Consider the following 12,814-nt stretch of genomic DNA (forward strand, 5'->3'; position numbering starts at 1 on the left):
GCCCTGCGGCCCGGCCGAGGCGGCCGAGCGGGCCCTGCCGCTGCTTGCCCGCGTCGGCCTCGCCGCCCGCGCAGACGAACGCGCCGCGAGCCTGACCTATATCGACCAGAAGCGGCTGGAGCTTGCCCGGGCGCTGGCCGCCCATCCCCAGCTCCTGCTGCTCGACGAGTGGCTCGCCGGCCTCAACCCGACGGAACTGAAGGAGGGCATCGCCCTCATCGCCTCGCTCGCCCGCGACGGCCTGACCATCGTCATGGTCGAGCACGTGATGGACGCCATCCGGGCGCTCTGCACCCGCTGCATCGTGATGAATGCCGGCACCAAGATCGCCGAGGGCACGCCAGCCGAGGCCCTGGCCGATCCCGGCGTCATCAAGGCCTATCTCGGAGACGACGACGATGCTTGAGGTCGCCCGCCTCTCCGCCTCCTATGGGCCCCACCGGGCCGTCGACGACGTCGCGCTCCATGTCGGCCGCGGCGAGACGGTCGCCATCCTGGGCGCAAACGGCGCCGGCAAGACGACGCTGCTGAAGACGCTCGCCGGGCTGATGCCGGCGGGGCAGGGGACCTCCATCACCTTCGAGGGCCTCTCCATCCGCGCCGCCGACCCGCACCGCATCGTCGAGCAGGGCATCGCCCTGGTGCCGGAAGGGCGCGGCATCTTCGGCGATCTCACCGTGCGCGAGAACCTCATGCTCGGTGCTTTCCCGAAGCGCGCCCGCGCCCACGAGGCGGCGACCCTCGACGACGTGCTGGCGCTCTTCCCCCGCCTGGCCGAGCGCCTGTCGCAGCAGGTGCGCACCATGTCGGGCGGCGAGCAGCAGATGGTCGCCATCGGCCGGGCGCTGATGAGCCGGCCGAACCTCCTCATGCTCGACGAGCCCTCGCTCGGCCTGTCGCCGGTGATGACCGGCGAGCTCTTCAAGGGGCTCGCCGCCATCAAGGCGCGCGGCATGGCAATCCTCATCGTCGAGCAGAACGCCCGCAAGTGCCTGAAGCTCGCCGACCGCGCCTATCTCATCGCCAACGGCCGCATCGTCGGCGAGGGGCTGGCCGGCGATCTCGCCAACGACCCGCAGGTCGCCGCCGCCTATCTCGGCGGCGCTGCCGTCGCCGCCAACGATGATGGCACCGACGTCGCTCCGCCGCCGATCTTCTCGCCCCCGCCCTTGCCCGCGACGGGCGAGGCTCCCGTTCCTGCCCCGGCCGTTCGTGCCGCCCCCGCGTCTCCGGAGAGTTCCATGAAACACGTCAACCTGATGATCGATGCCCGCGAGATGGGCGCCGCCGACGGCCGCACCTTCGACCGCCTCGACCCGATGACCGGCGAAGTGGCGACCCGCGCCGCCGCCGCCACCGTCTCCGACGCCGTCGCCGCGGTCGATGCAGCCGCCGCGGCCTTCCCGGCCTGGTCGGCGCTCGGCCCCAACGAGCGGCGCGCCAAGCTCAACGCCGCCGCCGACCTGATGCAGAAGCGCGCCGAGGACTTCGCGAGCGCCATGATGACCGAGACCGGCTCCACCAAGGGCTGGGCGTTGTTCAACGTGGGCCTCGCCGCCGGCATGCTGCGCGAGGCCGGCGCCATGACCACCCAGATCACCGGCGACGTCATCCCCACCGACAAGCCGCACAACCTGGCCCTCGCCATCCGCCAGCCGGTCGGCGTCATCCTCGGCATCGCGCCGTGGAACGCTCCCGTCATCCTCGGCGTGCGCGCCATCGCCATGCCTCTCGCCTGCGGCAACACGGTGGTCTTCAAGGCCTCCGAACAGTGCCCGGCGACGCACCAGCTCATCGGCCAGGTGATGCGCGACGCGGGTCTCCCGGCCGGCGTCGTCAATGTCGTCACCAACGCCCCGGCCGATGCCGCCAAGGTGGTGGAGACCCTCATCGCCCACCGTGCGGTGAAGCGGGTCAACTTCACCGGCTCCACCCATGTCGGCCGCATCATCGCCGAGACGGCGGCGCGCTACCTCAAGCCCGCGCTCCTCGAACTCGGCGGCAAGGCGCCCCTCGTCATCCTCGAGGACGCCGACCTCGACGAGGCGGTGAACGCCGCCGCCTTCGGCGCCTTCATGAACCAGGGCCAGATCTGCATGTCGACCGAGCGCATCGTGGTCGACGCCAAGGTCGCCGACGCCTTCGTCGAGAAGTTCGCCGCCAAGGCGAAGTCGCTGCCCTTCGGCGATCCGCGCTCCGGCAACGTCGTGCTCGGCTCGATGGTCTCCGCCGAGGCGGCGAAGCGGGTGAAGACGCTCATCGACGATGCCTCGGCCAAGGGCGCGTCTCTCGCCGCCGGCGGCTCGCTGGAGGGCACCGTCATGCCCGCCACCATTCTCGACAAGGTGACGCCCGCCATGCGCATCTACGGCGAGGAGAGCTTCGGCCCGGTGGTGACGGTGGTGCGCGTCAGCGGCGACGAGGAGGCGATCCGCGTCGCCAACGACACCGAATACGGCCTCTCCGCCGCGGTCTTCTCCCGCGACATCGGCCGTGCCCTCGGGGTCGCCAAGCGCATCGACAGCGGCATCTGCCACATCAACGCGCCGACCGTGCACGACGAGCCGCAGATGCCCTTCGGCGGGACCAAGGCCTCGGGCTACGGCCGCTTCGGCGGCAAGGCCGGCATCGACGCCTTCACCGAGCTGCGCTGGATCACCATCCAGACCGGCCCGCGCCACTACCCGTTCTGAGGGGGCCTTTCAGCACGTCATGCCCGGGACAAGCCCGGGCGTGACGAAATGGAAGCCGAATAGATCTCTGCCACCATTCGACCGGAAATGCCCATGACCGAAGACATCATCGAACGCCTCGCCATCCGCGACCTCGTGGAGAACTGGGCGCTGTGGCGCGACGCCGGCGACTGGGACCGCTTCCTCACCTGCTGGCACGACGACGGGCGGATGATGGCGACCTGGTACCAGGGGCCGGCGGCTGACTTCATCCGCGCCAGCCGCGAGGGCTGGGCCAAGGGTGTCTCCATCCTGCACTTCCTCGGCGGCACCACCGTCGACCGGACGGGCGACCGCGCCATCGCCCAGACCAAGATGACCATCTCGCAGCGCGGGCCCGTCGACGGCGTCCTCTGCGACGTCGTCTGCACCGGCCGCTTCTACGACTTCATCGAGAAGCGCCAGGGGCGCTGGGGCGTCGTCCTGCGCCAGCCGATCTACGAGAAGGACAGGCTCGATCCGGTGCTCCCCGATGCGAAGCTGTCGCTGGACCCGGACCTGCTGGCGCAGTTCCCGGAGGGCTACCGGCACCTCGCCTATATCCAGACCAAGATCGGCTACACGGTGAAGCGCGACATGCCGGGCCTGCGGGGTCCCGAGGTCGAGGCCCTCTACCGCCGCGGCAAGGCCTGGCTGGAGGGCGGTCCGGCGGACTGAGGGCAGTCGAGGGTCGCTTAGTCCCCCACCCTTACCTTCTCCCCGCAGGCGGGGAGAGGGGGACTACCAGGTCCCGCTGCGTCGCCGGCCGTCGCGCCTGGCGCCAGGGTTGGTGGTGAAACGGTCGGTCGTAGTCCCCTCTCCTTCGAGCATCAGCGAGAAGGGGAGGGTGCGGGTGGGGCATGGTTTCCCGACGAGCCCGCCTGCGGTCGCGGCGTGGATCACCGCACCCCACTGCCTCGAACCCCTCACCCTCACTTCAACGTGAGGCCGTCGCCTGTAACCTCTTGCAGTCCCGTCGCGTATGGCATGACATCACCGTCGAAGGATGCCGCATGCTGCCGTGGAACGACCGGGCGGGACGCCTCTCCGTCCTCAAGCTGACCGTCTTCCTGGGGGTTCTCGCCCCCGGGCTGTATATCGCCGCCCAGGCGGCCACGGGCACGCTCGGCTCCAAGCCCATCACCTCGGCCATCCACCAGTCCGGCGACTGGGCGGTGCGGCTGCTGCTCGTCTCGCTCCTCGTCACGCCGCTGCGCTTCATCGCCGACTGGCCGAAGCTGATCCTCGTGCGCCGCATGGTCGGCGTCGCCGCCGCGGTCTATGCCGTCGCCCATCTCCTCTTCTACGTGGTCGAGCAGGCCTTCGACCTGCAGAAGGTGGCGAGCGAGATCATCCTGCGCTTCTACCTCACCATCGGCTTCGTCGGCGTGCTGGGGCTCGTCGTCCTCGCCGCCACATCCACCGACGCCATGATCCGCCGGCTCGGCAGCCCCGCCTGGAACCGGCTGCATCTCCTCACCTATCCCATCGCCTTCATCGCCATCTGGCACTTTTTCCTGCAGACCAAGATCGACGTGTCGCAGCCGGTGCTGATGCTCGGCTTCTTCGTCTGGCTGATGGGGTTCCGGCTGATGCGGGCCTGGGGCGTCGCGGTCCGCCCGTTGCAACTGGCCGGCCTCGCCATCATATCCGGCGTCGCCACCGCGCTGCTCGAGGCGCTGTGGTACGCCACCATGACCGGCGTCATGGCCTCGCGGATCCTCTACGCCAATCTCGACGTCGCCTTCGGACTGAGGCCCGCCCTCTGGGTGGTGCTCGCCGGCCTCGCCCTCGCGCTGGTCGGCCTCGTTCGCGGCCGGCGCGAGGCACCGCGGGCCCGGCGCGCCGCCGTCGCCGCACGCTGAGGGAGGACGCCGCCATGGGACTGCTGCAGCAACTCGCCGGCCGGTTCGCACCGAAGGGAGACCATACGATGGACGTTGCCACCAAGACCTTCCCCGTGACCAAGACGGACGAGGAATGGCGCCGCATCCTCACCGCCGAGCAGTACCAGGTGCTGCGCGGCCACGGCACGGAGCGGCCGGGAAGCTGCGCGCTCAACCACGAGAAGCGCGCCGGCACCTTCTCCTGCGCCGGCTGCGGGCAGGAGCTCTTCGTCTCGCACAAGAAGTTCGAGAGCGGCACGGGCTGGCCGAGCTTCGACCAGCCGCTGCCCGGCTCGGTGGAGGAGACCGTCGACCGCTCCTGGGGCATGGTGCGCACCGAGGTGCACTGCGCCAATTGCGGCGGCCATCTCGGCCACGTGTTCCCGGACGGCCCGCCGCCCACCGGCCTGCGCTACTGCATCAACGGCGTGGCGCTGAACTTCCGGCCGGCCTGACGGAAACCGGACCTTAAGCCGGAACGGCGAGGCTGCGACGGGGCCCCGTGGGCTCCCGCCGCAACCTGCCCGAGCCGAGGCCACCGTCCATGTCCGCGCATGCCGCCCCGCCGCCCTTCGACCGCGACAAGGCGCTGATCGACGTCGCACGGGTCATCGTCGCCAGCGCGCTCACCATCGGCTCGGTGCTGCTCACGGCCTTCGGCTTCGTGGAGCGGGTCGTCGGCATCGACAAGATCGCCTCGGACCGCCGCTTCGCCCTTCTGGCGCTGATGCCCGGCGCGGCGGCGCTCGCCTTCCTCGCCAGTGGCCGGGCGCTCGGCGCGCTCTACGACGTCAGCGTCCCCGCCCGCAACATCCCGGCCTGGCGCCGCGCCTTCCTGCGCTTCGTCGACATATCCGGGGCCTATGGCCTCTTCGCCATCGTCATATCCGGCCTCGTCGCGGTGGCGAGCTTCCTCGCCATCGCGCTCCTGCTCGACCTGCGCCTCATGGTCCTGTCGACCCTGAGCGGCCTGCTCGCCTTCTGCGTCGCCCTGTCAGGCATGCTGATGCGCTATTCGCCGCGGCGCCGCCTCATCGACTTCGCGCTCGCGGTCTCGATCCTCTGCGCCATGGCGATCGACCAGTTCTACTGATCACAGCACCATACCCGCCGCATCCATCAGGTGCATGTGGTTGAGATTGGCGGCGAGCCGCATCGGCTGGCCGTCGGCCGCCCCGGCATTCGGGCTGACGCGCCCGCACATGGCCTCTCCGGCGAGGGTGAAATAGACCAGCGTCTCGTTGCCCATCGGCTCGATGACGTCGAGCGTGATGTTGAACGGCGCGACGCCCGGCTCCATCGTGGCGGAGGTTTCGGTGATGTGCTCGGGCCTGAGACCCAGCACCAGCCCGGCCTGCCCGGCGAAACCCTTGTAGCGCTCCACCCTGGCCGGGGGCACCGGCAGCACGATGCTGTCGGTGATGGCAAGGTCGAGCCCGCCCTCCCGCGCCCGCAGTTGCACGGGAATGAAGTTCATCGCCGGCGAGCCGATGAAGCCGGCAACGAACCGCGTCTTCGGATGGTGGTAGAGCTCGTTCGGCGGCCCGATCTGCTCGATCCGCCCGTGGTTCATCACCACCACGCGGTCGGCGAGCGTCATCGCCTCCACCTGGTCGTGGGTGACGTAGACGGTGGTGGTGCGCACCTTCAGGTGCACCTTCTTGATCTCGGTGCGCATCTGCACGCGCAGCTTCGCGTCGAGGTTCGACAGCGGCTCGTCGAAGAGGAAGACCTTGGGGTTGCGCACGATGGCGCGCCCCATGGCGACGCGCTGGCGCTGGCCGCCGGAGAGCGCCTTCGGCTTGCGCTCCAGCAGTTCCTTGATGTCGAGGATGCGCGCCGCCTCGTCCACCCGCGTCTTGATCTCCGCCTTCGGGTAACGCTTCAGCCGCAGGCCGAAGCTCATGTTCTCGGCGACCGTCATGTGCGGATAGAGCGCGTAGTTCTGGAACACCATGGCGATGTCGCGGTCCTTCGGCGGCACGTCGTTGACCACGTCGCCGTCGATGGCGATATCGCCGTCCGAAATGTCCTCGAGCCCGGCGATCATCCGCAGCGTCGTCGACTTGCCGCAGCCGGAAGGGCCGACCAGCACCACGAATTCCTCGTCGGCGATGTCCAGGTTGATGCCGCGCACGGCCTCCACGTCGCCGTAGCGCTTGACGACGTTCCTGAGGGTTACTCCTGCCATGTCCTGTCTCCCGTCAGCCCTTGGTCGCGCCGGCGGTCAGGCCTGCGATGTAATAGTCCATGAGGAAGGCGTAGATGATCAGCGGCGGCAGCGCGCCGAGCAGCGCCCCCGTCATGATCTGGCCCCAGGCGAAAACGTCACCGCGGATCAGCGTGGTGATGATCCCGACGGGCAGCACGAGCTGATCGACGGAGGTGGTGAAGGCCAGGGGATAGAGGAACTGCGCCCAGCTCACCGTGAAGGCGAAGATGGTGGCGGCGATGATGCCGGGCAGGGCGACAGGGATGAAGATGCGCGTCAGCGTCTGGAACCAGGAGGCCCCGTCGATGATCGCCGCCTCGTCCAGCTCCTTCGGGATGGAGGCGAAGTAGCCGATCATGATCCAGGTGCAGAAGGGCACGGTCAGCGTCGGGTAGACGACGAGCAGCACCCACCAGCGGTTCAGCATCTGGATGCCGGTCCACTCGTGAAACACGGCGAACATCTTGAACAGCGGGATGAAGAGCAGCGTGTCCGGCACGAGGTAGGTGAGGAAGACGCCCGTAGCGAGCGTCGCCGAGCCCCAGAACCGCATGCGCGACAGGGCGAAGGCGGCGGGGATCGAGATCAGCATGGTGATGGTGACGACGAAGGCCGAGACCACCACCGAGTTGCGGAAGAAGACGAGATATTCCGGCTTGGTCAGCAGCTCGACGTAGTTGGCGAGCGTCGGATTGTAGACCCACCAGGGGTTCGTCGCCGCCGAGATTTCCGCGCTGGTCTTCAGCGAGGTGATGAACATGTAGATCGGCGGCAGGAGGAAGAAGGCCGCGAAGATCACGAGGAAGAAGTAGGACCAGCGCAGCGCCCAGGTCCGGTCGCGGCTCATCGAGCCGTAGGCCTTGTTGCGCGAGGGTGCGCCCTTGTCGGTGACGGTCGCCGTGGTCATGCCTCGTTCCCCCGCTGGTTGATGTCGCGCAGGATGAAGATCGCCGCGACCGCCAGGATCGGCACCATGAACAGCGACACCGATGCGCCGAGCGGGATGTCGCCGCCCTCGATGCCGAGCTTGAAGGCCCAGGTCGCGAAGAGATGGGTCTGGTCGAGCGGACCGCCGGCGGTGAGCACGCGGACGATGTCGAAATTGGCGAAGGTGACGATGGTCGAGAACAGCGCCGTGATGGCGATGATGTTCCGCATCATCGGCAGCGTCACGTACCAGATGCGCTGCCACCAGTTGGCGCCGTCGATGGCGGCCGCCTCGTAGAGCTGGTCGGGCACCGATTTCAGCGCCGCCAGATACATGATCATGAAGAAGGGCGCGCCCACCCAGATGTTGACGAGGATGACGGAGAACCGCGCCCAACTGGCGTCACCGGTCCAGGGAATGCGGTCGAAGCCGGCACCGGTCAGCACGTAGTTGAAGGCGCTGTAGGACGGGTCGAAGAGCCAGAGCCAGGCGAGCGTCGACATGGCCGGCGGGATGACCCAGGGGATCAGCAGCATGCCGCGCCACTTGCGCTGGCCCTTGGCGGGGATGTTGTGGACGAAATGGGCGAGGATGAAGCCCATCAGCGCCTTGAAGATGACCGCCGTGATGGCGAAGAGGCAGGACTGGTAGACGACCTTCCAGAAGGTCTCGCGCGTGAACAGGAACTGCATGTTGCCGAAGGGCATGTGCGTGCAGATCACGTCCGGCAGCCAGGAGCAGTTGCGCATCCAGGCCACGCTCGTCATCGATTTCCTGAGCGTCGACAGGTAGATGGCGTAGAAGGCCGGGTAGATGACGAGGCCGAAGATCAAGAGGATCAGCGGCAGCGCCATCAGGAACGCGACCGTCGACTTGCGCTGGAAGAAGCGGCGGACCGCGTTCGGCCGCGCGATCACGCGCCGTCGTGGAGGATCGGAGGAAAGGACTGCATCGGCCATCAGGTGTCGCCGCCTCGCGAGGATGGTGCGGAAAAATGGGGTGACGCTGCCGTGCGGCGGCGCGCCGGGCGCGCCGCCGTCGTCGTGTCAGGGAGGCGCCGGCCGGCGCCCCCGGGGCTTTGAGACCCGTCGCGGCTCAGCCGCGCAGGAAGCCTTCCACCTCGCTCTCGGCCCAGGCGAGCGTGCGCTCCATGGGCTCGCCCTGCAGGTGCCGGACGATCATCTTCGTCAGCGTCGCCTGGCTGTAGATCTGCTGGGCGATCTTCGGCGGCGCCGGCGAGGCGGCGATCGAGAGCGTCTGGTGGTTGTGCGGGTTCGGGTAGTGGTAGAGCGTCCCCTTCGGCGGCCCTTCCTCGGCCCAGGTCGGCAGGGTCGTCAGCTTCTCGAAGGACGGGATGTCGTAGCCGGCCGAGGCCGCCACGAACTTCGCCACCGCGTCGGGCTGCGACAGGGCCACGAGCAGGCTCTTGGCGGCCGGCTTGTTCTGCGAGAACGACCAGATGTTCCAGAAATAGGGCAGGAACGGCGCGTAGCGGCCCTTCGGCCCCGCCGGCATGCCGTGGGTCCAGCACTGCGCGGCGATCTGCGGCGCGTCACGCTTGGCCACGGCCCAGGCGCTCGGCGGGTTCATGATCATGGCGCCGCGGCCGGAGACCAGCCAGCGGTTGTTGGAGCCGTCGTCCCAGGCCGGCGCGTCGGCCGGATAGAACTTCGCCGCCTTGACGCAGAACTCCAGCGCCTGGCGCACCGGGTCCGACTTGACCGTCAGCTCGCCCTTGGCATTGACCAGCGCCGCCCCGAAGGACAGGAAGAAGGCACCCGCCGTGTCGACGGAATCCGTCGTGTCGCCGAGCCCGACGCCGAAGGGCACGCCCGCCTTGTGGCAGGCTTCCGCCGCCTTGAGATAGGCCTCCATGTTCCAGCCGTCGGCCTTGGGTGCCGCGCCTGCGGGATACATCGCCTGGATGTCGATGCCGGCGTGCTGCTTCAGGAGGTCGATGCGCGAGCACGGGCCCTTGATCTGAGAGCCGATGGTGGAGGGCACGCCGAGCCACTTGTCGCCCGCCCTGTTCAGATACCGCACCGTCTCGTTCACCTCGCCGTTCTGGCTGATGAGCTGGGTCATGATGTCGTTGCAGGGCTCGAGCTGGTCGGCATGGGCCTGCGGCCACCAGGTCGGCATGGCCAGCATGTCGTGGCCGGACTTGGCCTGTGCCTCGGCGGCGATGGTGAGCAGGTTCTTGTTACCCTGCGAGGGGATGTAGTCGATCGTCAGCTCGACCTTCTCCTTGGCGGCCCAGGCCTGCGCCACCTCGGTGGAGGCCCGGTTGGCCCCGGGAGCCCAGTGGTCCCACAGGCCGATGGAGAGCTTGCCGGCGGCATGGGCGTGGCGCACGAAAGGCGTGGCGAGCGCCGTGGTGGTGATCGCCGTCGCTGCCAGGAACCGGCGACGGCTCATTGTCTGTCTGCGCATGGTTGATCCTCCCGAAGGCTGACGCGGCCAGGGGGCCGCGCAGAGTTGGACGCCGTGCCGGCCTCGTTCGGCGTGTGCGGCAGGCCAGGGCCGTGCCGCCCGCATGCCGGCTTGGGCGTTCGCGGCAGTAAACAACAAAAATCGATTTAGTCAAAGACGCGGATACTGTGCCAAGCGAAGAAATCGCTTCGCAGGTGCACAACAATCATGGTCCTGTATCATACAATTGGCCCGCCGTGTGCATTGCGGAATCAATGGAAACAGTGGCTTGGTCGTCACAATTGCCTGTGCGATGCAGCAAATGCATGCGGGTTCTCCCGGGTGTCGCGGGGCGGCGACACGCCCCGGAGCGCCGGGTCGACAGCGCGGATGTCTTCTGATGCTATCGGACGACGCCGGCCGAGCCCCGACGCCGGCCGCGCCGGAGGAGCCCGATGACTGCCCCGCACGCCGAACCCGCAGCCCTTCTCGAGGCCTTTCGCGTTGCCGTTGGCCGGCGGGACGGGCGTGCCTTTGCCGCCCTCTTCACACCCGACGGCGTCTATCACGACGTCTTCTACGGAGCCTTCCGCGGCACCGACGCCATCGCTTCCATGATCGACGACGTTTTCTATCGCACGGCCGAGGATTTCCGCTGGGACTTTCACGATCCCCTCGGCGACGGCCGCCTGGTCTACGCCCGTTACACCTTCTCCTACCGCTCACTGCTGCCGGAGGCGAAGGGCGGAAGGGTCCTGTTCGAGGGCGTCGCCATCATCCGGCTCGAGGGCGGCCGGATCGCCGATTACCGCGAGGTGGCCGACACCGGTCCCGCCTTCGTCGATCTCGGCTTCGCCCCCGAGCGCATCGTGAAGATCCTCGGCCGGCAGGGCGCGGCGCTGAAGGCGCGCGATGAGATGAAGCGCCACCTGGCGTGAGGCGGTGGCGCGCGGAGATGGGGGCTCAAGGTCCTCCGCGTGCCGGGCCACATCCCGCCGCGCAACCCTGCCATCCGCGTCGACCCCGCTTCTCGCCGGTCCCGCGATCGTCCAGATTGCCCCCTCGCCGCGCCGTGAGAGCGCGGATCGGGGGAGTGTCTTCCATGGTCGAATTCATCTGGCGATCCATCGTGCTCGGCGTCGCCGCCACCGCCCTCCTCGACCTCTGGGCGCTCTTCCTCCACCGCGCCTTCGCCGTCCCTCCGCCCAACTGGGGCATGGTCGGACGCTGGGTCGGTCATCTGCCGCAGGGCAGGTTCGTCCACGACGACATCGGCCGCGCCGCCCCGGTACCGAACGAACGCGCCATCGGCTGGATCTTCCACTACGCCGTCGGCATCGCCTTCGCCGTCGCCCTGCTCGCCATCTGGGGCCTCGGCTGGGCGCGCGTCCCGACCCTCGTTCCCGCCCTCATCGTCGGATACGTCACCATCGGCTGCGGCTGGTTCATCCTGCAGCCGGGCATGGGCGCGGGCATCGCCGCGTCTAAGCGCGACAACGCCATGCAGATCCGGATGCTCAACATCCTCGGCCACACGGTCTTCGGTCTCGGCCTCTACCTCGCCGCCCTCGCGACCCGCTGAGGCGCCTCGCCGCGGGCCCTGTCCGCCGCCATCTCCTCGGTGATCCAGGCGACGAAGGCCTCGATCTGCGGGCGCGCGCGATCCTCGCGCCGGTAGACGAGGCGATGGGCGACGGCGGTGACGCCGAGGGGCCCGAACGGTGCGACGAGTTCGCCGGCAGCCAGCATGCCGCCGGCCTGGAGCGTCGATTCCAGCATGAGGCCGAGCCCGTCGCGGGCCGCCATCAGCCCGAGATAGGCGCGATCGAAGGTCATGCCGCGCCGCGCCAGCATGACGTGCGGCGCATGGCGGGCGATCCACTGGTCCCATTGCACCACGCTGCGCACCGAGTGGATGAGCGGCATCGCGCTGATGTCCTCGACCCGCGTCAGCCGGTGCTGGGCGACGAAGGCGGGGCTGGCGAGCGGCATCACCGTCTCCTCGCACAGCACCAGTCCCTCGCAGGCCTCCGGCACCGGCCGGTTGTACTGGATGTCGATCATGAAGCCGTCGTCGCCGAGCTTGGCCGGCTCATGCCCGGCGAACAGCGTCAGGTCGATGTCCGGGTGGCGCGAACGGAACGCGGCCAGACGCGGCACCAGCCAGAGTGTCGCCAGGCTCGGCGCCGAATGCAGCATCAGGCGCAGGACCGCCCCTTCCGACGAGAAGCGGCTGGTGGCCACCGCGATGCGGGTGAAGCTTTCGCCCAGCGCATTGGCATAGGCCACGGCATCCTCCGTCGGCTGCACCGTTCTGTTGCGGCGGACGAAGAGCGGCTTGCCGAGAATGTCCTCCAGCATGCGGATCTGGTGGCTGACCGCGGAGGGCGTCACGTTCAGCTGCTCGGCCGCCCGGGCGAAGGTGCCGGTGTCCATCACCGCCGCAAAGGTCTGCAGGCATTTCAGCGGCGGCATGCCCCGGATCATCGGTGAATCCTCCTCATCGATTTCAGCAGTTTATTTCGTTTCCGTGAAATTCACATCCGCGTTAGCGTTTCCTCAAGACACGTCGACGGCCCGGTCAACAGGGTCGCGGGGAGGAAGCCATCCGGGTGCCGCACGCGATGCGGCGTTCAGCGCGCGCCACGGGGCGCGCCGCAGCTTG

General features: G+C 68.6%; 13 protein-coding genes and 1 pseudogene. 9 read left to right on the forward strand and 5 right to left on the reverse strand.

Annotated features, from left to right (window positions below):
- From ACT6XY_RS04445 to ACT6XY_RS04475, 7 genes and pseudogenes are all read left to right on the forward strand, one after another.
- Window positions 1-406: ATP-binding cassette domain-containing protein (locus ACT6XY_RS04445; RefSeq protein WP_444747124.1), on the forward strand; the 406-nt coding region annotated here is incomplete at its 5' end.
- Window positions 399-827, forward strand: a pseudogene (locus tag ACT6XY_RS04450) (ABC transporter ATP-binding protein); the annotation flags it as partial. The gene ACT6XY_RS04445 and the pseudogene ACT6XY_RS04450, both read left to right, overlap by 8 nt.
- 414 nt (window positions 828-1,241) lie before the next feature.
- A complete protein-coding gene (locus ACT6XY_RS04455) occupies window positions 1,242-2,693 on the forward strand; it encodes an aldehyde dehydrogenase (RefSeq protein WP_444747192.1) in 1,452 nt (483 codons plus the stop codon).
- 93 nt (window positions 2,694-2,786) lie between these two features.
- Entirely contained in the window at window positions 2,787-3,389 is a 603-nt protein-coding gene (locus tag ACT6XY_RS04460) for a nuclear transport factor 2 family protein (RefSeq protein ID WP_444747125.1), read from the forward strand.
- Between the two features lie 335 nt (window positions 3,390-3,724).
- Complete coding sequence (locus ACT6XY_RS04465) at window positions 3,725-4,576, forward strand: sulfite oxidase heme-binding subunit YedZ (RefSeq protein ID WP_444747126.1); 852 nt, start codon at window positions 3,725-3,727, stop codon at window positions 4,574-4,576.
- A 68-nt stretch (window positions 4,577-4,644) separates the two neighbouring features.
- Complete coding sequence (gene msrB / locus ACT6XY_RS04470; RefSeq protein ID WP_444747193.1) at window positions 4,645-5,052, forward strand: peptide-methionine (R)-S-oxide reductase MsrB; 408 nt, start codon at window positions 4,645-4,647, stop codon at window positions 5,050-5,052.
- Between the two features lie 89 nt (window positions 5,053-5,141).
- On the forward strand, window positions 5,142-5,690 hold the full coding sequence (locus tag ACT6XY_RS04475) for a hypothetical protein (RefSeq protein WP_444747127.1): 549 nt from the start codon (window positions 5,142-5,144) through the stop codon (window positions 5,688-5,690).
- Here ACT6XY_RS04475 and ACT6XY_RS04480 read toward each other — a convergent pair whose 3' ends face one another.
- The 4 genes from ACT6XY_RS04480 to ACT6XY_RS04495 form a co-directional block, all read right to left on the reverse strand.
- A complete protein-coding gene (locus ACT6XY_RS04480; RefSeq protein ID WP_444747128.1) occupies window positions 5,691-6,788 on the reverse strand; it encodes an ABC transporter ATP-binding protein in 1,098 nt (365 codons plus the stop codon). It lies immediately after the preceding gene.
- A 13-nt stretch (window positions 6,789-6,801) separates the two neighbouring features.
- Window positions 6,802-7,716 (reverse strand): carbohydrate ABC transporter permease, encoded by a 915-nt coding sequence (locus tag ACT6XY_RS04485; protein WP_444747129.1) that lies wholly within the window; start codon window positions 7,714-7,716, stop codon window positions 6,802-6,804.
- The gene (locus tag ACT6XY_RS04490) at window positions 7,713-8,696 is read right to left on the reverse strand and encodes a carbohydrate ABC transporter permease (protein WP_444747130.1); all 984 of its coding nucleotides are present in this window, start codon (window positions 8,694-8,696) and stop codon (window positions 7,713-7,715) included. Before ACT6XY_RS04490 ends, ACT6XY_RS04485 begins: the two co-directional genes overlap by 4 nt.
- A gap of 136 nt (window positions 8,697-8,832) precedes the next feature.
- Window positions 8,833-10,170 carry an ABC transporter substrate-binding protein gene (locus ACT6XY_RS04495; RefSeq protein ID WP_444747131.1) on the reverse strand — a complete coding sequence of 446 codons (1,338 nt, stop codon included), beginning with the start codon at window positions 10,168-10,170 and terminating at the stop codon, window positions 8,833-8,835.
- 434 nt (window positions 10,171-10,604) lie between these two features.
- On the opposite strand from ACT6XY_RS04495, the gene ACT6XY_RS04500 reads away from it, so the two are divergent.
- Together ACT6XY_RS04500 and ACT6XY_RS04505 are read left to right on the forward strand one after the other, a co-directional pair.
- On the forward strand, window positions 10,605-11,087 hold the full coding sequence (locus ACT6XY_RS04500; RefSeq protein WP_444747132.1) for a nuclear transport factor 2 family protein: 483 nt from the start codon (window positions 10,605-10,607) through the stop codon (window positions 11,085-11,087).
- A gap of 164 nt (window positions 11,088-11,251) precedes the next feature.
- The gene (locus tag ACT6XY_RS04505) at window positions 11,252-11,731 is read left to right on the forward strand and encodes a DUF2938 domain-containing protein (RefSeq protein ID WP_444747133.1); all 480 of its coding nucleotides are present in this window, start codon (window positions 11,252-11,254) and stop codon (window positions 11,729-11,731) included.
- Here ACT6XY_RS04505 and ACT6XY_RS04510 read toward each other — a convergent pair.
- Window positions 11,704-12,636 (reverse strand): LysR substrate-binding domain-containing protein, encoded by a 933-nt coding sequence (locus tag ACT6XY_RS04510; RefSeq protein ID WP_444747134.1) that lies wholly within the window; start codon window positions 12,634-12,636, stop codon window positions 11,704-11,706. The two genes, ACT6XY_RS04505 and ACT6XY_RS04510, sit on opposite strands and share 28 nt — an antisense overlap.
- Window positions 12,637-12,814 lie beyond the last annotated feature (178 nt).

It is taken from the genome of Phreatobacter sp. (genome assembly GCF_052440005.1).
Classification (GTDB): domain Bacteria; phylum Pseudomonadota; class Alphaproteobacteria; order Rhizobiales; family Phreatobacteraceae; genus Phreatobacter.

Excerpts from the sequence above, each read along its gene's own strand:
- ACT6XY_RS04455 (WP_444747192.1), top strand. The coding sequence starts at position 1,242 with ATGAAACACGTCAACCTGATGATCGATGCCCGCGAGATGGGCGCCGCC.
- ACT6XY_RS04460 (WP_444747125.1), top strand. The coding sequence starts at position 2,787 with ATGACCGAAGACATCATCGAACGCCTCGCCATCCGCGACCTCGTGGAG.
- ACT6XY_RS04465 (WP_444747126.1), top strand. The coding sequence starts at position 3,725 with ATGCTGCCGTGGAACGACCGGGCGGGACGCCTCTCCGTCCTCAAGCTG.
- msrB (WP_444747193.1), top strand. The coding sequence starts at position 4,645 with ATGGACGTTGCCACCAAGACCTTCCCCGTGACCAAGACGGACGAGGAA.
- ACT6XY_RS04475 (WP_444747127.1), top strand. The coding sequence starts at position 5,142 with ATGTCCGCGCATGCCGCCCCGCCGCCCTTCGACCGCGACAAGGCGCTG.
- ACT6XY_RS04480 (WP_444747128.1), bottom strand. The coding sequence starts at position 6,788 with ATGGCAGGAGTAACCCTCAGGAACGTCGTCAAGCGCTACGGCGACGTG.
- ACT6XY_RS04485 (WP_444747129.1), bottom strand. The coding sequence starts at position 7,716 with ATGACCACGGCGACCGTCACCGACAAGGGCGCACCCTCGCGCAACAAG.
- ACT6XY_RS04490 (WP_444747130.1), bottom strand. The coding sequence starts at position 8,696 with ATGGCCGATGCAGTCCTTTCCTCCGATCCTCCACGACGGCGCGTGATC.
- ACT6XY_RS04495 (WP_444747131.1), bottom strand. The coding sequence starts at position 10,170 with ATGCGCAGACAGACAATGAGCCGTCGCCGGTTCCTGGCAGCGACGGCG.
- ACT6XY_RS04500 (WP_444747132.1), top strand. The coding sequence starts at position 10,605 with ATGACTGCCCCGCACGCCGAACCCGCAGCCCTTCTCGAGGCCTTTCGC.
- ACT6XY_RS04505 (WP_444747133.1), top strand. The coding sequence starts at position 11,252 with ATGGTCGAATTCATCTGGCGATCCATCGTGCTCGGCGTCGCCGCCACC.
- ACT6XY_RS04510 (WP_444747134.1), bottom strand. The coding sequence starts at position 12,636 with ATGATCCGGGGCATGCCGCCGCTGAAATGCCTGCAGACCTTTGCGGCG.